Source organism: Paenibacillus sp. HWE-109 (genome assembly GCF_022163125.1).
In the GTDB taxonomy this organism is placed as follows: domain Bacteria; phylum Bacillota; class Bacilli; order Paenibacillales; family NBRC-103111; genus Paenibacillus_E.
This window is the reverse complement of the sequence record NZ_CP091881.1, coordinates 7,171,192-7,193,177: the sequence shown is the minus strand read 5'-3', so window position 1 is coordinate 7,193,177 and position 21,986 is coordinate 7,171,192. Positions and strand designations below refer to the sequence as shown.

Below are 21,986 nucleotides of genomic sequence, written 5' to 3'. Positions count from 1 at the left end.
GACATTTTGAGCGCGATAAGAGCCTTTAGGGGCCGTTATTCGCCCGAACATCGGGCAAATCGGTGCCGTCGGCGCAAATAGAAGTCCCCAAAGACTCCTAACAGCGCCAAAATTGACATTTTGAGCGCGATAAGAGTCTTTAGGGGCCGTTATTTGCCCGCGAACAGCGGGCTCAAGGGGCGCTTGGTTATTTTTTCAGCAGCAAATACATGAAGTAAGGCGCGCCAATCAAGGCAACCATGATCCCCGCAGGAATCCCATCGGTTCCAATGATATTGCGGCCGATGGTGTCCGCTAGCAGCAAGAGCCACCCGCCAAGCAAGATAGCAATCGGGATGAATAATTGATTCCTAGGCCCAACCAGAGCCTTGGCAATGTGTGGAGCCATTAGGCCAATGAAGGTAATGCCGCCTGTCACCGATACGGCAGATGCGGCCAGGGCAACGGCGGTTAAGAGCAGGATGATGCGCTCTTTTTCGACAGATACGCCTACACCGACGGCCACAGGGTCGCCTAGTCCGAGCAGGTTTAAACGATTCGCTTTATATAAGGTGAAAGGAATCAAGACCACGAGCCACGGAAGAATGGCCCAGACGAACGGCCAGTCCGTCCCCCAGATGTTCCCCGCCAACCATTTGGCAATGAAATCCACTTTGGACCGTTCCGCCGATGAGATGACCACAATCATAATGCCCGACAGCGCCAGGGAAAAGCCAACCCCGATAAGGACTAAACGAACGGGCTGCAAACCTGTTTGCCGACTATAGGAAAGAGCATAAATGCAAGCTGCCGTAAGAATTGCCCCGACAAAAGCAACTAGCGGAAGCAGATACACGAAAGTGCCTTCCTGAATCGGGAAAAAGAGGAAGAAAATCGCGACGGCGACGCCTGCGCCGGAATTAATCCCAATGATACCGGGATCAGCGAGATCATTGCGGGTAATACCTTGCAAAATCGCCCCCGACAAAGCCAGTGCCATGCCTGACAGCACGGTAATTGCGATCCGGGGTAAACGGATGGAGAAGAGGACGAACTCCTCCTTGAATGTTCCCTGACCTAGCAGCGTGGGGATCAATCTGTCGTAAGATAACGAAGAGTAGCCGAGCCCCATTCCGATAATGATCGTAACGAGGATGAGGGCTAAGCCGCCAAGAACGAGAAGCCTTTGTTTTCTAAGGATAGCGGGATGAATCATGGGAATGCTTTGCCCCCTCTACGTACGATAAACAGGAAGAAAGGCAGCCCTAACATTGCAACAATCGCAACGATAGGCGTCTCGTAAGGCGCATGGATCGTACGAGCCAGGGTATCCGCCAACAGCATGAAGGCCGCACCCAGAACGGCTGACATCGGAATGATGAAACGATAGTCGGTGCCAACGATGGCCCGAACGATATGAGGAATCATCAAGCCAATGAAAGCCATATTGCCTACCAAGGCTACGGATGCGCCGGCAAGCAGAATGATGACGATAAAGAGAACGGTCTTGATTTGAGCCGTTTTTTGTCCCAGACCAACAGCGACCTCTTCACTTAAACTTAGGACGGTTAGCTGCCTGGAGAGCAGGATCGAGATCACAGTCCCAAGGATAATGAAGGGAGCGATGATCTGCAACTGGCCCCAGGAGGTGCCGATTAATCCGCCAGCTGTCCACATGGAAACTTCTTTGGAAATTTTAAACGCGAGACCGATACCTTCGGCAATCGCATAGAGGAACGCGGAAACGGCAGAACCGGCCAATACGATGCGAATGGGGGACAAACCCCCTTTTCTCATAGCGCCGATACCAAATACCAGGATAGCCCCGATGGCAGCTCCGATGAAGCACACAATCATGATTCCGAAGTAATTGGTGGATGGCAGGAAAGCCACCGTGAAGGCTAACGCAGCGTTAGCACCAGCCGTTAACCCCAGAAGACCGGGGTCTGCCAGCGGGTTTCGAGTGATGCCCTGCATAATAGCGCCGGAGACGGCCAAGGCCGCCCCAACGAAAATCCCTGCAACTTCACGCGGTAAGCGCAATTCGCGAATAAGTGTAATTGTATCTCCAGTTGCTGAAGAGGTGAGGGCCAGCCAGACGTCTTTCACGGTTACATCAGCGGCTCCGAATACCATGGCGATAACAAAGCTGCCCACGAACACGATAAGACTGACGATGAGTTTAAGCAGAAAAGGAACCGATTTGTTCATTCAAGAACTCTCCTTGCTGTGTTATTTACCGAGTAAGTTCTTGATAAAGAAATTCAATTGAAAATCAAGCGTGAGGGGATCGTTGAAATAAAACTCTTTGGCGTTAGCTTCGTAAACGTGATTGTTTTTGGCAGCTGGCGTATTTTTGTAAGTATCTGTTTTTTGGAAGCTGTTATCCGCATCCGGGTTTTTACTGAAGATGACATAATCGCCCATGTACTGCGGCAGAACTTCAGCGGATAGGGCGTAGTAGCCGTCTTTCAAAGCCATTTCTTTCACTTTTGCGGGCATCGCCAGTTTCATTTCTTGGTACAGGATCTCCGTGCCGCGTCCCCAGTTGTCGCCGAAGACATAAAGCTGCTTATCAAAGCTCTCGATAACAGAAATGGTTTTGTCCGCACCGATTTTGGCTTTAATGTCTGTGCCTGCTTGTTGTGCGCGTTTTTTGAAGTCATCGACCCAAGCCGTTGCTTCTTTTTCTTTGTTCAGCAGCTTGCCGATTTCCAGGTGTTGTTTCAAATAATCGACTTTTCCGTACGTGTAGGTAACGGTTGGGGCAATTTGTTTTAATTTATCTACATTTTTAATATTGGAAAGGCCGATGATGAGATCAGGTTTTAATTCAATGATTTTCTCCAAATTTTCATCCGTTACTTCTTGTACATCTTTGAGGGTGGTTTGAAAGTTCGGGTTCATTTTGGACCAGGAGTCCACACCGACAAGATTCACTTTAAGCGCCATGACATTACCGGCAAAAGAGGAAAGGACAATTACGCGCTGTGGATTGCCTGGCACCTCTACAGGACCATTCTCCGATTGGTAGGTGATTTTCGCTGGTTTGCTTTCAGCTTTGGCATCGGTTTTGGCCGTAGCTGCGGCTGATGGTTGGGATGAAGCACTGTCTTTCGGTGCAGTGGAGGAGCAGGCGCTAATGGCTAGCACCAAGATGAGCAGGAATGGGAGCAGCAGTTTTTTCATAGGTGTAATCTCCTTCTAATAAATGATAGGTAACGCACATCGGTTTGTTGGTTCGAGGATCTCGCCCAATTTCCGCATCGATCTGATAAACTTGTTAAAGCACGTCGTGCTGTATCACTTTTTCACAATTGCCGGCCTTGACGGACCATGCCAGCACCTCAACTTTCTAATAGTGATAATGATTATCAGTATCACACTTGAAACACTCTAAGGTATTTCTAGTGCGGTTGTCAACAGGTTTTTGTTGTAAAAAGAGAAAAATAAACGTATATTTATTTGTGAGAATGATAATCAATTGCAGCATTATATAAAGGAGTGGGAGAATTTGAACCCGTCAGAATTATTTGATGTAACGGTTATAGGAGGCGGCCCAGCAGGCCTTTACTCTACTTTTTATAGCGGATTAAGAGAAATGAAGACCAAAATTATTGAGTATCAAGATCAGTTGGGCGGCAAAGTCCATGTCTATCCAGAGAAAATGATTTGGGATGTTGGCGGACATACACCGCTTCCCGGAGCGAAACTGATTGAGAAATTGGTGGAGCAGGGGCTGACTTTCCAGCCAGAAGTCGTTTTGGGTGAAAAGGTGGAGTCGATCAGACGCAACGAAGAGGGTATTTTCGAATTGCTGGGGTCGTCGGGTCAAACACATTTCTCCAAAACCGTGATCGTCGCGGTCGGGGGGGGCATTCTCAATCCGAAAAAGCTGGAGATCGAAGGCGCAGAGCGCTACGAGGTCTCTAATTTGAACTATACGGTGAAATCGTTAGAGCATTTCAAAGGCAAAACCGTCATTATCTCAGGCGGGGGAAATTCGGCGATTGATTGGGCGAACGAGCTCGAACCCGTTGCCTCCAAAGTGTATTTAACATACCGTAAAGACGGTTTAGCAGGTCATGAGGCGCAAGCGAGGCAGTTGATGGAGAGTTCTGTAGAGTGTTTCTTTAATACTTCGATCAGCAAGCTGATTGCCGGAGCGAACCATGAAGCCATTGAGCGGGTGGAGTTGGTGAATTCGGACACGGGCGATATCTCCTATGTGGCTGTCGACGAAGTCATTATTAATCATGGTTATGAGCGGGACACCACCTTGCTTCAGAATAGTGAAGTGGATATCGCGATCAAAGATGACTATTATATCGCGGGGAATGCAGCGAGTGAATCTTCTATTCCGGGCATTTATGCGGCGGGCGATATTCTGAGCCACGAAGGCAAGGTCCATTTGATTGCCGGGGCTTTCCAGGATGCAGCCAACGCGGTTAATAAGGCGAAAATATTCATTCAGCCCGATGCCAAAGGATATGGCATGGTCTCTTCCCACAATGAATTGTTCAAGCAGCGCAATCGTGAATTAGTGAAACAAATGATGAACTAAATTGATTCTTAAAAATTGGATAGGTGGGGAATAATACCTCTCGTACGGCCAAAAATGCCTAGCTACGGGAGGTTACATGTTGAAGAAAATCATCACATTTACGTGTATTTTAATGGGTTTATTCGCCATTATCGGCTGCAGTTCGAACAAGAACCAGAATGCGGGAACCAGCAGCACGCCGTCCGGCAATGCCAAGGGAGAAATTACGATTGGAACCGAGGGAACCTATGCGCCATTTACTTTTCATGATAAAGGAGGGACGTTAACGGGGTTTGATGTGGAAATTGCCCAGGAAGTCGCCAAACGTATGGGCGTAACCCCGAAGTTTATCGAAACCAAGTGGGACGGCATGATTGCCGGGCTGGATGCCAAGCGGTATGACATGGTGGCCAATGAAGTGGCGGTGCGCCCGGATCGGTTGGAGAAATACGATATGTCGGAGCCGTATATTGTGTCTCGTGCTGTGCTTGTCGTTCAAGCCAACAATACCGATATTACCTCTTTGGATGGCTTGAAGGGGAAAAAGGTAGGCCAATCGCTAGACAGCAATTATCGCAAAATAGCGGAGGAGCACGGGGCGGTTAACACCGTAGTCGAGGGCTTTAATCAGGCTATCGACCTGCTGACCTCCGGCCGGATCGACGCTACGCTGAACGATAGCCTCTCGTATCTGGATTTGAAAAAGCAGCGCCCCGAGCTGGCTATCAAAACGGTATACGAGGAGCCGAACGCGACAAGCAACGCTTTTTTGCTGCGCAAAGGCAGTACGGATCTGGTCGCCAAAGTGAATAAAGCGCTGGCCGATATGAAATCAGATGGCACCTACCTGCAGATTTCGCAAAAATGGTTCGCCTCTGATGTTTCGAAGTAAGGCATCTCATGATGACATCGGAACGAACGGCACGTATCTTAGGAATCCTTGGCGATTCCTTTTTCCCGATCCTGAAAGCCGGCTTAGCCTACACCATCCCGCTCACGCTGATCACATTTGTTCTAGGTCTAAGCTTGGCATTTCTAACCGCGCTCGCTCGCTTGTCCGGTTTTACACCTTTCGTTCTTCTGGCGAAATTGTATGTGTGGATCTTTCGCGGCACCCCGCTGCTGGTACAGTTGTTTATCCTTTTCTACGGTTTTCCGAGCCTTGGAATCACGCTGGACCCTTTTCCAACGGCCATTATTGGCTTCACGCTGAATAAAGGCGCCTACAGCTCCGAGATTATCAGGGCGGCAATTCTATCCATTCCCAAGGGGCAGAGTGAGGCTGCCTATTCGATCGGCATGACCAAATGGCAGGCCATGCGGCGCATTATTCTTCCGCAAGCGGTGCGTGTCGCGATTCCCCCTTTAGGGAACTCTTTTATCAGCTTGATTAAAGATACATCGCTGGCAGCAACGATTACCGTGACGGAGCTATTCCAGAAAGGACAGCAGATCGCCGCGGTTACCTACGAGCCCCTATGGCTGTATATGGAGGTTGCAGCTATTTATTTGTTGTTCAGTACGGTGCTTTCCTATGCTCAGAACAGGCTGGAAAGACGATACGACCGCAGCGTGGCAACGTAGGAGGAGGGCAGCGAAGCATGATTCAATTAGAGCACCTACATAAGCAATTTCATGGCGTACCTGTGCTGAACGGTATCGATCTGATCATTGACAAAGGGAAAACCACTGTGATTATCGGCCCCTCGGGCTCCGGCAAAACAACACTGCTGCGCTGTCTGAATCTACTGGAAATCCCGGATACAGGGAAGCTGACAGTAGGGGATTCGAGAGTTGCTTTTAAGCCTGGCGAGAAGCTGGAGCACCGTACGATGATGGCGATTCGTAAACAGACCGGTATGGTTTTTCAGAACTATAATCTGTTTCCGCATCTCACAGCGTTAGGCAATCTAATGGAAGGACAGGTCATCGTTCAGAGGAAACCGGTGAAAGAAGCGAGAAGCGTTTCCTTGGCTCTTTTGGAGAAAGTGGGCTTGAGAGATCGCGCCGACAGCTATCCCCACGAATTGTCCGGTGGGCAGCAGCAGCGGGTTGGCATTGCTCGTGCTTTGGCTTTGAACCCGCAAGTGATTCTTTTCGATGAACCCACATCTGCCTTAGATCCAGAGCTGGTGGGCGATGTGCTGCAAGTGATGAAGGGCTTGGCCGCTGAAGGGATGACAATGATTATCGTTACGCATGAGATGGGATTCGCGAGAGAAGTGGCTGATCAAGTGGTCTTCATGGATCAAGGGATCATTGTAGAGCGTGGCGCTCCTGACGACGTCTTTGGCCGGTCGAGGAATGAGCGTACTTTGCAGTTTTTGAGGAAGATTCAAGGCGGCGCTTGAGGGGTGATTATTTCCCGGGAAAAGATGATGTCCTATCGACTTACAAAAGATGACAATAAGCCGCGAAATTCCCTAAAAAGATGTATTTCTCTCTTCCCTCTCTTCGACAGATATTACAAGCAGGGTGTTGTACCATTTGAGGTACATCATCTGGGAGGTGCCGTCATTTGGTTGATAAGATTACGAAAATTAGAGCGATCTGGTTCATTGACCGGGAGATTGAGCGAGTTTTGAAGGATTTGGAAGGCGGGTCGGTAACTAGAGATCAAGCAATAGGCAGCTTGAATACGATGTTCAACATTTCCTCTGGCATTGAGGATACGCAGCATATGCAGATGATATGCAGGATCATTACATACCTAAGAAGCACGAATCTCTATGTGCAGGTAAAAAAAATGTACCTGAACCGCTATTTTCATGAGTCGGAACCGGTGCTAGAGGATAGTAAGCAACTAGAAATGGAAATGCCGCGAATCAACAGGCTTGAGAAAATAGTTCGCTAACCAGAAGAAGATCGTTCCATAGCCGCGAAGCGGTAGGGACGATCTTTTTGCTTTGTGGGGCGCTGCCCTGCGCCCAAATAGTCCGCCCTTGCCCCGCGCGCACCGCAGCTCCGCTCTCGCTGCGAACGTGCCACGCAGCCTAGACGCGTTCCTCGCGCTGCCTCTTCCAGACCTCATGCTCCGCATGGATTCTCTGCCACAACGCATCTCGCTCGTGGCTGCTATAGGCAACCAAATGCTCGCCAAACACGTCGCCCAGCACTTCCAGCCACTGTGACTGTGTAGTCAGCTCCGTCTTGCGGATTTGATCCAGCTCGCGCTGGTGCCAAACGCATCCGCGCAGTTCATTGCCTCCTGTAGCGTGACGCTGCCGGAGAAGGAAAATATTCATCCAAGGGGAGTCGGGGGATAAGCTGTAATGAGCATGCTGCGGTTTGAACACGTCGATTGTGCTCACAACCTCAGGAGCGTAGTCAACGCCGACATAGGGTCCAAGCTTATCATGTTCCAACCGCCAGCCATGGGGGACTACGCCAGATTCCGTGACCGTATAGGTGAATGGTGCTTGATCATAGCGCCCGTGCAGCCATGGAATCGGCTCATACGGCATATCGCCGAGCCCGACGTCGATAATCCAGCGATCCTCTTCCTGCGGATCCGTCGCAAGATCGACGGTTAGTCCAAGATGGAAGGAATTAATCCGCGGCTCTTGGCCCAGCGGCTGTACGCCCGCGCGGTGCATTGAAATCTTGTAGCCCAGAGATTGAAGCAGCGTGCTGAAAGCACCATTCAGATGAAAGCAATAGCCGCTGCGCCCGCTAAGCATTAAGTGGACCGCCTCTTTGGTATCGATACTCACTGGTTTGCCTGCATAGATATCCAGCGTCTGCCATGAAATCCTATCAACATGCGCTTGGTGCAGCGCAAACAAGTAGTCTTTCGTCGGACTCTCGATATCGGACACACCTAGTCGGTGTAAATAAGTTTTTATTTCGGATTGGGTTAACATTACTTTATTTCACCTCAGTAGTCTGCTGTCATTTTTTTAATGTTCCCAAGAAGTGAACAATACTCGCAGCTCCTCCACAATAACATCTTGATATTCCGTTCCTGCATTGTAGATAGCTGCGATCTTGTTACGAGCATTAGAAACTTTCTCCTGATAATCGGGTGCCTCGCGATCCGGATGATTTCTGCGAAATTCATCCATCACAGCTTGAATATAAGCTGGGCGGGCGCCCCATTTTCCTAACACATCACCGTCTGCGTTTACAAAAACGGCAATGGGCTGCGCCCGCCCGCCATTCGTTAGGAAATGATCCATCATATCCAGATGCTCCTCCATGAGGAAAATCTCTGTGGGGATCTTGCTGTACGCTGTCACTTGCAGCAGAACAGGCACATTCCAGATGACATCCGGGCACCAGTCCGTGCAAAGAATGAGACAGCGCAAGCCTGAGGATTCACCTTTGGCAACGAAAAAACTCCGATCTTCTTCACGCTTCCAAGTAAACCGCTCCAGCCATTGTTGGAAGGACGTTTGATTTCTCGTCATCCCGTCTATGAATTGCTTAGGCGTTAGGCCAAGTCCCATATACTGTTTCAAGTTTAACGCAATGTTCATAGTTGCACATCCTTCTTTTTAGCTATTGTTTCGAACCCTAGATTCAATCTATACTATATCTGACCACTCATAAATGGTCAGATAACAATATTTACAGAAGACAGATGAAGAAGGCAGGGATGAGGAATGTTCGATATTTTACTTTCCGATCAGAGCCATGATCCGCTGTACCTGCAGTTATATATGCAAATTCGCCAGCAGATTCGCAGGGGTGTGATTACGAATGGCACTCGCATGCCTTCAGTCAGGTCGCTGCAGCTTCAGCTGAATATAAGTAAAACACCTATTGAGACGGCCTATCAGATGTTATCATCGGAGGGGTATGTACGGAGTAAGCCGCGTTCTGGTTTGTACGCAATTAATCCTTATGAATACGGGCATGCGGCAGGGCCTGTCGCAGCCGAGCATAACCTTGCTGTTAATCTCCGGCCTGCAATCCAACCGGCAACTCTGCCCAAGGCTAATATGGACTTCAACCCTACCCATTTGGACGCATCGCTATTTCCGCTTCGCATCTGGAAAAAGATGCTGCATGATGCGATGGAGAATTCCGCGGAGCTCCTTTGTCAATATGGCGACCCTCAAGGGGAGTACGCTTTCCGCGCTGTTATTGCGGATTATATCCGGCAAGCGAGAGGTGTTGTCTGCTCGCCTGAGCAGATTGTTATCGGTACGGGCATCACCTACAGCATCGGCATTCTGACTAAGCTACTTGCGGACGTTGCGCATATTGCGATGGAAGAACCGGGGTTTACCAAGGTTCGGGAGCATTTCAGATTAGACGGGTTTGCATTGACACCGATCTCTGTCCAAGACCAGGGTCTTTGTGTGGAAGAATTGGAGGGCAGTGCGGCTCAAGCGGTGTATGTCACCCCTTCACATCAGTTTCCTACCGGAAGCGTGATTCCTTACGCTGAGCGCGAGCGTTTGCTCAATTGGGCAATCACTAGGAATGCTTATATCATTGAAGACGATTATGACGGTGAATTCCGTTATTTGGGCAAGCCGATCCCTTCCCTGCAAAGCCTTGATCAGCATGGCAGGGTGATCTATATTGGGACGTTTTCCAAGGCATTCACACCGGCCTTGCGGATGAATTATATGGTCTTGCCGATGCCTCTAGTCAGCGAGATGGAACGTATGAACCATTTGCTCGCCAGTCCCTCGCGAATCGAGCAGTGGGCGATGCAAGCTTTTATCGAGCAAGGACATTGGTATCGCCACATCCGGCGGATGCGCAATATGTATCGGAAGAAACACGATAGATTGATTGAGCTGCTGAGCCAACATTTTGCAGACCATATCGAAATTACCGGGCATAGCGCAGGGCTTCATATTCAAGTCAGCGTCAAAACGCATGTGAAAGCTGAACAACTAGTTGAAATGGCCGCAGAACAAGGCGTTCAAATCTATGATTTACATCGTACCTGGATGCATCAAGCGAATAGGCCGATAGGTTATCCTAAGGTTTACTTGGGTTTTGGCGGTCTCAGCGAAACTGACATGGAAAAGGGGATTATGCTGCTGCTCAAAGCGTGGTCCAGATTATGGAGAGAATAGCGGCTTTGATCGCATCTGTTGATGTGGCAAGCTATCAGAGTAAGTCATGCCTTACCTAGCAAAGACACCTCACGATCGAAGGATCTCGGAGGTGCTATTGGTTATACCAGGATGATCGCCTCAGCAAACCAGCTGAACGTAGTTGATTGTGCAGATGCACGATCTCCTACGGTGACGAAGGTACCAGTCAGGGTGATGCCGCTGTCTAGGACTGATTTTTGTATATAGCCTTCATACAGCTGATTGTTTATTCCGTTGATCGTGCCCCCTGGGATGTATCGGACAAAGGTTATTTTACCTGAACGTTTATCATACCAACCGCGGACAGGATTCGCATGCACCGATCCCGTCACCAACCCGTTCCGGGAGACATTCGTGATGAGCGTTTCTCTGGAACCATTCATGTGGAGGGTCCAAGCTGCTGTCATAATAGGAATTTGTGCGGAGCGCAAACGGCGTTGCTTTAAGTAGAATTCTTGCTTTTTAAAATAGATGGGGATGTTTTGCACCGTAAATGCCATTCTGCTCACCTCCTTCTTCTATATCTTATGTATCAGATGTGAAATCGATTGGATTGATAGATTAGTAGATGAGCGTATTTTTGATAAAAGGGAACGGCCCTTGTGTTCAAGAGCGATTTTTGGCACAATAATAAACAGATGGTATGCTTCGGCTGCTTAGTAGAATAGGACTGCAAGTGAAAGTCTTGAAAAGAGGAAAACCAATGAATAAACAATCCATTTATGGGTTAACGTTTGATCAGCTGACCGCGTCGTTGGCAGAACATGGACATAGAAAATCGCGCGCTCTCCAAGTATGGGATGGACTATATCGGAAGCGGGTCACCGAATTCTCTGCGATGACAGATCTGAAACAAGACTGCCTGGACACTTTGGAAGCTCACTTCGTCACGGAAACATTGACCGAACATTTAAAACAAGAATCAGCGGATGGCACGATCAAGTTTCTTTTTAAGCTGCACGATGGCAATTTGATCGAAACCGTGCTGATGCGACATAAATATGGCTTGTCCGTCTGTGTAACCACGCAGGTCGGTTGTAATATCGGCTGCAGTTTCTGCGCGAGCGGACTGCTGGCCAAGAGCCGCGACCTTACCAGCGCGGAAATCGTGGAACAAATCATGAAAGTCCAATTCCATCTGGACCGCAAGGGTGAGAACGAAGCTGTCAGCCATATTGTTGTGATGGGGATTGGCGAGCCGTTCGATAATTTCACAAACATGGTCGATTTCATCCGGGTTGTGAAAGATCAAAAAGGCTTGGATATTGCCGCGCGGCATATTACGGTATCCACCAGCGGTCTTGCTGATAAAATCAGGGAGTTCGCGGATTCCGACTTGAAAGTGAATCTGGCGATCTCCTTGCATGCCCCGACGAATGAGCTGCGGACGCGGATTATGAAGATTAACCGCGGTATTCCAATTGAGAAGCTGATGGCTGCGATTGAGTACTATTTGGATAAGACGAACCGTAGAATTACGCTGGAGTACATTTTGCTGAAGGATGTTAATGACGGCAAGGAGCACGCGCTTCAGCTTGCTGAGCTAATTCAGCATATCCGACAGCTCGCTAACGTGAACCTGATCCCTTACAATCCGGTGGATGAGCACAGTCAATATCAGCGGAGTGAGCGGGAGTCCGTAAGGGCTTTCTACGATACATTGAAAAAGCAAGGCATCAGCTGCAGCGTACGTCTGGAGCATGGAACAGATATTGATGCAGCTTGTGGACAATTGCGCAGCAAGCAGATCAAACGCTCCACAGAGGACAGTCTGGTTGTGGGCTAAATAAAGTGAAGAAGAACCCGCGGTATCGGCATTTGGCCGAGCGGGTTCTTTTGCGTGGTTGGCTAACCTTTGTTTCATTCTGATACGTGAAGCCTAACAGGAATTCCTCCTGCTAAATTTGCCATGCGTAACTCGGAACCGTCATCTAGCGGGAAAACCTCCCTCTAATTATGAGAGAAATGGCTTTTTAGCGAGAAAAGCTCATAAATAACGGGAGCTTTTCCCTGTAATCCCGCTTTTTGCGCTGAAATTCCCCAAATAACGGGAGGTTTTCCAGATAGTACAACCGCAGGAGCCAACCTGCTAATACGATTTTTGGCGGTTGCGCATAATCATCATCAAGCCGCCGGCTATAATGAGGACAATCGCGATAATCGATTGATTATGGAACAGGGTGCCGAAGAGGGTGCCAATGGAGAAGATGGCGAAAAACAACAGGGACATCACGGTCAAAATGTTGATTGGAATGAGCAACCATTTGTTACGGCCACCGAACCAATATAATTCGAACAAGCCGACAGCCACAGCGAGCATGAAGCCTGGCCAAGTGAGATGCCAGATATCGAACAAGGCGGAGAGCTGGCAAACGACCCCAGCTGTCAGTACGATGCCGCCAGGAACCAGCATGCCTACTCCTTTGCGCTGCAGGATGAAGAAGTACATCCAATGGAAAAAGATCCCGACGGGAATGACGAACAATGTCGGCCAGAAATACTCGAAAATCGTTCCGGTCGAGAAGGTGTTTTCCCCTTTTAGAAACATAAAAATACCTAAAAGAATCAAGATAGGGCCTAGAAAGGCGCTTCGATTCATGTTCAACATCGTCAACTCCTATTCGTATAGTCGCGTAATTCATTACTTTAAGAATAGCATGACAGTAAGATCATGTCTTCCGACTTAGGGGAGAACGGATATCGGTCGGAGGGCTGATTTTTCATGCATGAAAATTTGGTAGACGCTAACAATAAACGGACTGTTCACCAAATCATGCTTTAAAAGGAGAAGATGTAGATGCAAGGCAAGTTCCTCAAGCTAACATTGTTATCGGTTGCAATTGCTTTAAGCGCTGCGCCCATGCAGGCGGAGGCCAAAATGGACGAGCATGCGGTCATCAAGAAGCAAAAGTACACGCAATCGATGGTCAATCTCAAGAATGATCTCAGGAAGCTATGGATGGAGCACGCTCTATGGACGAGAAACTACATTATCAGCGATATCGCCGGTCTCGAGGATCAAGAGAAAACGCTGAACAGGCTGCTCAAAAACCAGCAGGATATTGGTAATGCATTCAAGCCTTATTACGGAGAAGCGGCCGGCAATCAGTTGGCAGAACTGTTGAAGGAGCATATTCTTCTGGCAGGCAAAGTGCTGGATGCCGCCAAAACCAGCAACAAGGCCGATTTCGAGAAATATAATAAAGAGTGGTATCGCAACGCGGATGATCTCGCTGTATTCCTGAGCAAAGCCAACCCCTATTGGTCAGAGAAAGCGCTCAAGGATATCCTCTATAAGCATTTGGATATGATCACGATCGATGTGACGGCGAGGCTGAAAAAGGACTGGGATGCCGATATTGCTGAGTTCGATAAAGGCGTGGATCATCTAATTATGCTCGCTGATTTCCTCTCGGAAGGCGTCATACAGCAGTTCCCTAAGCAGTTTAAATAACTAGAGGCTGTCCCCAAGGTATACAACCTTGAGGACAGCCTCTTCTATTAGTTAGAAAAATTTCACGAGCTGATCCTTGATCTCGTCGTTTGAACCGCCAACAACCGTTTGGAATTGGGGTTTGTCGAACAGGGCTTGGATTTGCTCTGGATAGGTTTGCTTAATGTTACGCAGACGGATCGACTCATCGAATTTAGCGGGATGAGCAGTGGACAGCGCCACCGTGACTTCGCCGTCAGCAACGATTTTATCGGCAGCGGCAACGCCGCAAGCCGTATGCGGATCTAGCAGATACGCATATTTCTCATAGTAAGTGCTGATGGTATCCAAGCACTCCTCGTTCTGCACGCCATATGCGGCAAAATCAGCTTGCACGACTTGCAGCTTGTCGGAAGGGATAATGACGCGGCCTTCGGCTTTGAACTGGTCCATGATGGCCGTAACAGCCTGAGCATCCTCACCGTACAGATAGAACAAGTAGCGCTCAAAGTTGCTGGCGACTTGGATATCCATGGACGGGCTGTAGGTGCCGCGGAATGCGCCTGGTTGGTAGACGCCTTCTTGCACGAAGCGCTCGAGAATATTGTTTTCATTCGTAGCTAGAATGAGTTTATGAATCGGAAGCCCCATCTTCTGAGCCAGATATCCGGCAAAAATATCACCGAAGTTCCCTGTAGGCACACTGAAGTTGATCTTCTCGGCTTGATTGTTCTTAGCTAATTGGAAGTAGGCGTAGAAGTAATACACCGTTTGCGCCAAAATACGAGCGATGTTGATGGAGTTAATCGCACGCAAATGGTAGCGATGCTTGAACTCTACATCGGCAAAAAGTTCCTTGATGATGCGCTGGCAATCATCGAAAGTGCCTTCAACTGCAAGATTCAGCACGTTGGCATCGTCAACCGTTGTCATTTGCAGTTCCTGTACTTGGCTTACCTTTTGGTGCGGATGAAGGATGCAGATGCGAATGCCTTCTTTGCCGCGCACGCCTTCAATGGCCGAAGCGCCGGTATCACCGGATGTTGCGCCAAGAATGTGGATGATGGAGTTCGTTTTCCGAGAAACATAGGCGTAGAGGTTGCCTAGGAATTGCAGGGCAATATCTTTGAACGCAAAAGTAGGTCCGTGGAACAGTTCCAACACATACGTGCCATCGTTCAGACGTTTAACAGGTGTTACCGCTTCGTCGCGGAATGTCGCATAGCTGTCGTCAACAAGCTGTTTCAGCTCATCGCGCGGGATTTCGTTGTTTACGTACAGGGAGAAGATTTCAAGCGCTAACTCCGAGTAGGACAGATTCTGCCACTGTTGCAGTGTTTCCTTTGAGAGCTGCGGGATCGTTTTTGGTACAAGCAAACCACCGTCGTTCGCCAAGCCCATCAGGATGGCGTCGATAAAGCCGAGGGGTTCTACTTTTCCACGCGTGCTAATGTATTCCATATGAGTCCCCTTATTCGAATGAATTTTCAGTTATTGTACCAAAAATCGAGCCATTTGGACAGTGTGATACCTTGGGATGCACAAAGAATAGCAAAAAGAAATCTTCCAGCAGAAGCGCGGAAGATTTCTCACATCATATGCTTATTCGGATTTAGCGGCTACAATGACTTTCCATGCGTTGCCGATCGGCGGCAAGCTTTTCGTCAAGGCAGGACCATAGAACCCGATGACGTTCGCACCCTTCACGAGTGTGGCTTGATCCACTTTGTCCCCGTTTTTATCTACAATAGCGGTGTCGTTGGTCAACTGCAGAACCACTTCACCTGGAGCCGTTTCTGTTAGTCCTTTACCTTTGATCAGAATGCTTTTGTTGCCTTTATCATCTGTACGCACTTCTTCGACCACACCCGCTGTGCCAATGGTGCCAGCATGCTTGGCCGTGTCGAGTACAGTGACTTTGGACGTAGGCGTTTGCGGCGGCAAGCTAAGCGTTGCGATCATCGAATGTTCAGCAGAAACGGTTAAACCAACATGAAGATCGGACAAACTAAGCTTCGTGCCATCCAACATTTGAAACACTGTATCTTTGTTTACATTAAGAACGAGACCTTCTGTGTTGACACCTTGAATTTGAATGGAGGCATCATTGCCATTGGTGCGGATGGACGTAATAACGCCAGTTGCTTGCACTTTCTTTTGGTCTTCAGACAGCGCTACGGATACCGAAGTTCCCTCTGTTTTCACCGTTCCATGCAGCACTTTGCTGACAAAGGAAGCAGGCACATAAAGCTTGTTATCCACGAGCTCAGGCGCCGTGCCGAGCGTTGTAAGCATTTTATTAATAGCATAGCGGTCTTCGCCTGTTTTAACGGCTGTGAAGACATTGCCTTTATTCAAATCAACGGACATCGTTGCTTGGTTCCAAGTCAGGGTGAAGCCTAATTTTTCTGTCACTGCGCGCAGCGGCAGCATGGGCTCTGTCGCTGTTGCTTTCAGGTAACCTTGTTCATTAATTGCTCCGCCATTTACTTGAACAGTGATTGTGGAGGAAGCTGGCGCGTTGATAGGCATTATAGAAATTGGAGCATTGATGGGCATGATGGATATAGGTTGCGCTGTTTCATCCGTTGCTGCATAAGCAGCACTTGTTGTCATCATGGCGGTCAGGGAGAGAACAGCTAGCGTTTTTTTCATCGTAGATTTCATTGGTTTAATTCCTTCCTGTATGTAAGTTTTGTAGGTTGTCTATCTTTCTAACGAGGGGATTCTGAGAAATGTTGCAGGAAAGATTCGTTATAAAACGAGATAGGTAGTAGACTTCCCCAAGATGAACCGATAAAATCAGGAAGTACACATATGGAAAGAGGTGGAAAGCTTGTCTTTTGTGATCAAATTGCAGTGGTTCTTCAAAGAAAGATGGAAATACTATGTGCTGGCTATTGGACTCTTGATCGGCGTTAATTTATTAGCAACGATTCCTCCTAAAATGATCGGAAATACCATTGACCATATTCGCAACGGAGATTTAACGCAAACCAGTTTGAGTCATACCGTGCTTTTGCTTGTGGGACTGTCTTTATTGCTGTATGTGATGGCGTTTATCTGGATTACGACACTGTTCGGCAATTCTGCACTGATTGAGAAAGTGCTTCGGGGTCGTTTATTAACGCATTTGACGAAAATGACACCCGCTTTTTTTCAGCGCAACAGCACGGGACAGTTAATGGCTTTGGCTACGAATGATGTACTGGCGATTGGTCAGACTGCTGGTTATGGCGTGATGACGCTTGTTCATACCCTGGTTGGCGCCTCCGTGGTCATTATCACGATGGTTTCTCTGATTAGTTACAAATTAATGCTAGCTGCGCTCATTCCACTGCCTTTTTTGGTGTTGGTTATTAATAAGCTCGGCAAAAGCGTGCGAACACGCTTCCTCGCGGCCCAAGCCTCTTTCGGCCAAATGAATGATCATGCGCTGGAATCGATCTCGGGAATCCGAGTTCTTCGCTCCTATGTACAGGAGGACCATGATCTAACGGCGTTCGATAAAGTGACGTCCGACGTGATGAATAAGAACAGACGCGTTTCTATGTTAAATGCACTTTTTCAGCCGCTTACAACGTTGATTGTAGGATTAAGCTATTCGATTGGGATCGGCTATGGTTCCTATCTGGTCTTTCATCAGGAAATTACGCTGGGACAGCTGATTTCTTTCAATATTTATCTCGGTATGCTGATCTGGCCGATGATTTCGTTCGGCGAGTTTATTAATGTTCTTCAGCGCGGAAGCGCCTCGGCAGACCGTTTGGATAAAGCTTTGACGCAGCAAGCGGACATCGTTGATGTGCCTAAGCCAATCGCCGTCCATAAACCTGAGAGTATCGAAATGAAAGGGCTAAGCTTCACGTATCCGACGGCTAATCACCCTAGTCTCACGAATGTCTCCTTCCAACTGGAACGCGGACAGACGTTAGGCATCGTTGGTCGCACGGGCAGTGGCAAAAGCACACTTCTCAAACAGCTGCTGCGCCAGTTTCCGATTGAATCGGATAAGCTGCGCATCTCTGGTGTATCAATTGAACAGATCTCTTTGGATCAAGTAAAGGGCTGGGTAGCTTATGTTCCTCAGGAGCATTTGCTGCTGTCCAAATCGATCCGTGATAACGTGGCGCTAGGCAAGCACGACGCCTCGCCGGAGGAGATTGCGCGAGCGATTGAGATGGCTTCTTTTACACAGGATATTAGCCAAATGCCGGAAGGTCTGGGGACCATAGTCGGTGAAAATGGCGTGATGCTGTCCGGTGGGCAGAAACAGCGTCTGGCGATTGCCAGAGCCCTGCTTATCAACTCCGAAATCCTCCTGCTGGACGATTCGCTGTCTGCGGTAGATGCTCGAACGGAGAATCGCATCCTAGGCCATATCCGTCAAGAACGCGCAGGCAAAACAACATTGATCACGACGCACCGCCTATCGGCTGTGAGCCACGCGAACTGGATTCTGGTGCTCGATGAAGGACGGGTTCTCGAAGAAGGAACCCATGAACAGCTTATGCAGTTCGGCGGCTGGTACCGGGAACAGTGGGAACGCCAACAGATGGAAGCGAGTCTGGAAGAATAACGAAGCGAAAGAAGGGAGGATGCCATGAGTCAACTTCAGCATCCACAACAACCAACAACGACGAGACGGCTGATTGCTTATGCACTCGTCTATAAATTCAGAATTATCGGCGCTATGCTTATTCTATGTTGTGCCGTAGGCGCCGAGCTTGCAGGGCCTTACATAACCAAAACCATTATCGATCAGCATCTCACGCCTGACGTTAGTCAAATGGGACCTGTCTTGAAGCTAATTGGCCTCTATATGGGCCTGCTGCTCTTAGCGAGCGTCTGCAACTACTCGCAGGCGTATCTGCTGCAATCTACAGCGCTGCAAATCATCAAGAATATGCGCATGGATTTAATGCGCCACATTCAGCGAATCAGCTTGCGCTACTTCGATAACACGCCGATCGGGCAAGTGGTATCGAGAATTGCCAACGATACAGAAGCTGTTCGGGACTTGTTCATGAGCTTCATGGCCACCTTTGTCGTCAGCATGATGCAGTTGGTCGGTATTTATGTGGCATTATTCATTTTGGATTGGAAGCTGGCCGCTTTTTGCTTAGTACTGCCGCCTATTTTTGTGCTGATTATGAGGATACATTTGAAATATTCGAAGATTTTCATCACCATTATGCGGGCAAGGCTTAGCGATATGAATGCTATGATCAATGAATCGATTGTGGTGATGCCGATTATTCAAGCTTTTCGCCGAGAGAAAGTGACGTTGGAAGAATTCGAGGTCCTGAATAAGGACCGCTATGTGAATCAGGTCAAGCAGTTCCGCATCTACGCCCTATCCTCTCGAAATGTTGTAGGTACGATTGGGAGCTTAGTGACCGCGATGGTCATTTGGTATTTTGGCCATGCATCGCTGCAAGCGGTGATTTCGTTTGGGGTCTTTTATGCGTTTATTGATTATTTGGGGCGGATTTTCCAACCGATTATCGGGATTTTCGATCAATTGACGAATGCGCAGCGCGCGTTTGTATCCGCAGATAAAGTATTCACGATTCTGGACATGGAAGGTCAGGACGTCGAGAAAGTTGAACGGACCGCGCGCCCGGAAGGCATCGTGAAATTCGATAACGTCACTTTTGCTTATAAAGAAGGGGAGAATGTGCTCAAGCACATTTCATTCGAGGCCCGCAAAGGGGAGACGGTCGCTCTGGTCGGGCATACCGGATCTGGCAAAAGCTCGATCATGAACCTCTTGCTTGGTTTCTACGAGCCTGCTGAGGGCCGTATCACGATAGACGGCAACGACATCACACAGATGTCGAAGCAGGCGCTGCGCAAGGATATGGGGATCGTGCTGCAAGATCCGTTCCTATTCGCGGGGGACATCAAGTTCAATGTCAGCCTCTATGAGGAAGATATTTCACTGGATCGTGTGAAAAGCGCGCTGCGAGACGTCGGCGCAGCGACGTTCATCGAGCAGCTGCCTAACGGCTATGATGAGCAGGTTGTGGAGCGGGGCAGCACGCTGTCCTCCGGCCAAAGGCAGCTCATCTCCTTCGCGCGAGCGCTCGCGTTCGATCCGTCGATCCTCATCCTCGATGAGGCGACAGCGAGCATCGACAGCGAGACGGAGGGGCTCATCCAGCAGGCACTTAAGGTCGTCAGCGAAGGGCGGACGACGCTCGTCATCGCGCACAGGCTTTCCACGATCCGCGATGCGGATCAGATTCTTGTGCTGCACCGCGGCGAGATCGCCGAGCGCGGCAATCATGACACGCTGATGGCGCTGGGCGGCCGCTACGCGAAGATGTATCAGCTGCAGAAGGGCGAGGCTGTTGTGGGGTGAATATACTTCGAAAAAGGAAGGAAGTGGCGAGCATGAGCAATCGCGTATTGCGATTCGAAATTCAAGTGCCTGATCCCGAAGCTGCGATCGTTTTTTACAGCCAAACCTTTGGTTGGGAATTCACGAAGTTTCCAGGTCCGCTTGATTATTGGTTTATTAAAACAGGGTCAGAGGAAACCGCCGGCATAGATGGCGGGTTGCTGAAATCGATGGATGGAGCAGCGAGAACAGTCAATTCCATTGAAGTACCCTCAATAGATACGTATCTGGCATCGGCGGTAGAGAATGGAGCAACCATAGTCGTACCTAAGATGAGTATGCCTGGCATGGGCTATCTAGCTTATATCTTAGACCCGTTTGGGATTATATTGGGCGTATCCCAAGTGGATACGAGCGCATAGGGAACTGAACAAAGGGAGCTAAGCGGCTTGTATATAGCTCAGCTCCTTTGTTTTTGGTGTGCACCGCAGATTCCTTGCGCAACAATCTGTCAATTAATGAACTGTATGATGCTTATACACGAAAAACTGGCTACTTTGAAGATCTAATGAACTGAGTTGGCGTTATCGAGCAAATTTTAGGCGGAATGGTGATCATTTTGCTTGAATAACGCAACGAGGATTCGTTAGATTTTTTAAATGCCCTATTTTGAGCAAATAAAGGGTATTGAGTTCGTAAGGGAACTTGCCTCAAAAGTACATTGACCTTGTGGCACCTATTTTCCGTGCAGAACAGCAGAACTGAGTGCCGCCGCTCTGCCTTCCCCCCGCGCGACAGCCGTCTTCCGGCGCACACCAGCCGCTTTCGGGCCCCGCGCATCAGCCTCACCCCCCGAGCCCCCGCACAATCAAGCTGTCATTCTAATGAACTGTATGATGCTTATATACGAGAAACTGGCTACTTTGAAGATCTAATGAACTGAGTTGGCGTTATCGAGCAAATTTTAGGCGGAATGGTGATCAATTTGCTTGAATAACACAGCGGGAATTCGTTAGATTTTTTAAATGCCCTATTTTGAGCAAATAGAGGGTATTGAGTTCGTAAGGGAACTTGCCTCAAAAGTACATTGACTTGTGGCACCTATTTTCCGTGCAGAACAGCAGAACTGAGTGCCGCCGCTTTGCCTTTCCCCCGCGCGACAGCCGCCTTCCGGCGCACACCAGCCGTCTTCGGGCCCCGCGCATCGGCCTCACCCCCCGAGCCCCCGCACAATCAAGCTGTCATTCTAATGAACTGCATGATGCTTATATACGAAAAACTGGCTACTTTGAAGATCTAATGAACTGAGTTGGCGTTATCGAGCAAATTTTAGGCGGAATGGTGATCATTTTGCTTGAATAACACAGCGGGGATTCGTTAGATTTTTTAAATGCCCTATTTTGAGCAAATAGAGGGTATTGAGTTCGTAAGGGAACTTGCCTCCAAAGTTCATTGTCTTGTGGCACCTATTTTCCGTGCAGAACAGCAGAACTGAGTGCCGCCGCTCTGCCTTTCCCCCCCCGCGACAGCCGCCTTCCGGCGCACACCAGCCGTCTTCGGGCCCCGCGCATCAGCCTCACCCCCCGAGCCCCCGCACAATCAAGCTGTCATTCTAATGAACTGCAT

General features: G+C 48.9%; 20 protein-coding genes and 1 pseudogene. 11 read left to right on the top strand and 10 right to left on the bottom strand.

The window, feature by feature from the left end; all coding sequences use genetic code 11:
• Positions 1-187: 187 nt before the first annotated feature.
• From LOZ80_RS30820 to LOZ80_RS30805, 4 genes and pseudogenes are all read right to left on the bottom strand, one after another.
• On the bottom strand, positions 188-1,195 hold the full coding sequence (locus LOZ80_RS30820) for a FecCD family ABC transporter permease (RefSeq protein WP_238168179.1): 1,008 nt from the start codon (positions 1,193-1,195) through the stop codon (positions 188-190).
• Positions 1,192-2,190: a FecCD family ABC transporter permease gene (locus LOZ80_RS30815; protein ID WP_238168178.1), complete on the bottom strand. Its 999-nt coding sequence runs from the start codon at positions 2,188-2,190 to the stop codon at positions 1,192-1,194. The genes LOZ80_RS30820 and LOZ80_RS30815 overlap by 4 nt, the downstream gene beginning before the upstream one ends.
• Before the next feature lie 21 nt (positions 2,191-2,211).
• Complete coding sequence (locus LOZ80_RS30810) at positions 2,212-3,168, bottom strand: iron-hydroxamate ABC transporter substrate-binding protein (protein ID WP_238168177.1); 957 nt, start codon at positions 3,166-3,168, stop codon at positions 2,212-2,214.
• A pseudogene (locus tag LOZ80_RS30805) lies at positions 3,119-3,310 on the bottom strand (iron-enterobactin transporter ATP-binding protein); the annotation flags it as partial. The pseudogene LOZ80_RS30805 and the gene LOZ80_RS30810, both read right to left, overlap by 50 nt.
• A 183-nt stretch (positions 3,311-3,493) precedes the next feature.
• Here LOZ80_RS30805 and LOZ80_RS30800 point away from each other — a divergent pair.
• The 5 genes from LOZ80_RS30800 (at position 3,494) to LOZ80_RS30780 (ending at position 7,376) form a co-directional block, all read left to right on the top strand.
• A complete protein-coding gene (locus LOZ80_RS30800) occupies positions 3,494-4,543 on the top strand; it encodes an NAD(P)/FAD-dependent oxidoreductase (protein WP_238168176.1) in 1,050 nt (349 codons plus the stop codon).
• A gap of 79 nt (positions 4,544-4,622) precedes the next feature.
• On the top strand, positions 4,623-5,414 hold the full coding sequence (locus LOZ80_RS30795) for an amino acid ABC transporter substrate-binding protein (RefSeq protein WP_238173166.1): 792 nt from the start codon (positions 4,623-4,625) through the stop codon (positions 5,412-5,414).
• Positions 5,415-5,425: 11 nt separating this feature from the next.
• Entirely contained in the window at positions 5,426-6,106 is a 681-nt protein-coding gene (locus tag LOZ80_RS30790; RefSeq protein ID WP_189018906.1) for an amino acid ABC transporter permease, read from the top strand.
• A 17-nt stretch (positions 6,107-6,123) separates the two neighbouring features.
• Positions 6,124-6,873, top strand: a complete 750-nt coding sequence (locus LOZ80_RS30785) for an amino acid ABC transporter ATP-binding protein (protein ID WP_238168175.1) — start codon at positions 6,124-6,126, stop codon at positions 6,871-6,873.
• Positions 6,874-7,040: 167 nt separating this feature from the next.
• The gene (locus tag LOZ80_RS30780) at positions 7,041-7,376 is read left to right on the top strand and encodes a hypothetical protein (RefSeq protein WP_238168174.1); all 336 of its coding nucleotides are present in this window, start codon (positions 7,041-7,043) and stop codon (positions 7,374-7,376) included.
• 139 nt (positions 7,377-7,515) lie between these two features.
• Here the strand turns inward: LOZ80_RS30780 and LOZ80_RS30775 are convergent, their stop codons facing one another.
• Both LOZ80_RS30775 and LOZ80_RS30770 read right to left on the bottom strand, forming a co-directional pair.
• Complete coding sequence (locus LOZ80_RS30775; protein WP_238168173.1) at positions 7,516-8,385, bottom strand: arylamine N-acetyltransferase family protein; 870 nt, start codon at positions 8,383-8,385, stop codon at positions 7,516-7,518.
• Positions 8,386-8,421: 36 nt separating this feature from the next.
• Positions 8,422-9,000: a thioredoxin family protein gene (locus LOZ80_RS30770; protein WP_238168172.1), complete on the bottom strand. Its 579-nt coding sequence runs from the start codon at positions 8,998-9,000 to the stop codon at positions 8,422-8,424.
• Positions 9,001-9,126: 126 nt separating this feature from the next.
• On the opposite strand from LOZ80_RS30770, the gene pdxR reads away from it, so the two are divergent.
• Positions 9,127-10,560, top strand: coding sequence for a MocR-like pyridoxine biosynthesis transcription factor PdxR (pdxR, locus tag LOZ80_RS30765; protein ID WP_238168171.1), 1,434 nt, complete (start codon positions 9,127-9,129; stop codon positions 10,558-10,560).
• Positions 10,561-10,661: 101 nt separating this feature from the next.
• Here pdxR and LOZ80_RS30760 read toward each other — a convergent pair whose 3' ends face one another.
• On the bottom strand, positions 10,662-11,081 hold the full coding sequence (locus tag LOZ80_RS30760; protein WP_238168170.1) for a hypothetical protein: 420 nt from the start codon (positions 11,079-11,081) through the stop codon (positions 10,662-10,664).
• Positions 11,082-11,284: 203 nt separating this feature from the next.
• On the opposite strand from LOZ80_RS30760, the gene rlmN reads away from it, so the two are divergent.
• Complete coding sequence (gene rlmN, locus LOZ80_RS30755; protein WP_238168169.1) at positions 11,285-12,367, top strand: dual-specificity RNA methyltransferase RlmN; 1,083 nt, start codon at positions 11,285-11,287, stop codon at positions 12,365-12,367.
• 303 nt (positions 12,368-12,670) lie between these two features.
• Here the strand turns inward: rlmN and LOZ80_RS30750 are convergent, their stop codons facing one another.
• Complete coding sequence (locus LOZ80_RS30750) at positions 12,671-13,180, bottom strand: hypothetical protein (protein ID WP_238173165.1); 510 nt, start codon at positions 13,178-13,180, stop codon at positions 12,671-12,673.
• Positions 13,181-13,378: 198 nt separating this feature from the next.
• Here LOZ80_RS30750 and LOZ80_RS30745 point away from each other — a divergent pair, with 198 nt between their 5' ends.
• Complete coding sequence (locus tag LOZ80_RS30745; RefSeq protein ID WP_238168168.1) at positions 13,379-14,035, top strand: glycosyltransferase; 657 nt, start codon at positions 13,379-13,381, stop codon at positions 14,033-14,035.
• A 51-nt stretch (positions 14,036-14,086) separates the two neighbouring features.
• On the opposite strand, the gene thrC is transcribed toward LOZ80_RS30745, so the two are convergent.
• Positions 14,087-15,475, bottom strand: coding sequence for a threonine synthase (gene thrC, locus LOZ80_RS30740; protein ID WP_238168167.1), 1,389 nt, complete (start codon positions 15,473-15,475; stop codon positions 14,087-14,089).
• 141 nt (positions 15,476-15,616) lie between these two features.
• Positions 15,617-16,681, bottom strand: a complete 1,065-nt coding sequence (locus LOZ80_RS30735) for a copper amine oxidase N-terminal domain-containing protein (protein WP_238168166.1) — start codon at positions 16,679-16,681, stop codon at positions 15,617-15,619.
• A gap of 169 nt (positions 16,682-16,850) precedes the next feature.
• On the opposite strand from LOZ80_RS30735, the gene LOZ80_RS30730 reads away from it, so the two are divergent.
• Genes LOZ80_RS30730 through LOZ80_RS30720 form a run of 3 tightly spaced genes read left to right on the top strand, consistent with a single transcriptional unit; the run spans position 16,851 to position 20,782 of the window.
• Complete coding sequence (locus LOZ80_RS30730; RefSeq protein WP_238168165.1) at positions 16,851-18,593, top strand: ABC transporter ATP-binding protein; 1,743 nt, start codon at positions 16,851-16,853, stop codon at positions 18,591-18,593.
• Between the two features lie 24 nt (positions 18,594-18,617).
• Positions 18,618-20,381: an ABC transporter ATP-binding protein gene (locus tag LOZ80_RS30725; RefSeq protein ID WP_238168164.1), complete on the top strand. Its 1,764-nt coding sequence runs from the start codon at positions 18,618-18,620 to the stop codon at positions 20,379-20,381.
• Between the two features lie 32 nt (positions 20,382-20,413).
• Positions 20,414-20,782: a VOC family protein gene (locus LOZ80_RS30720; RefSeq protein WP_238168163.1), complete on the top strand. Its 369-nt coding sequence runs from the start codon at positions 20,414-20,416 to the stop codon at positions 20,780-20,782.
• The last annotated feature ends 1,204 nt before the right edge of the window (positions 20,783-21,986 follow it).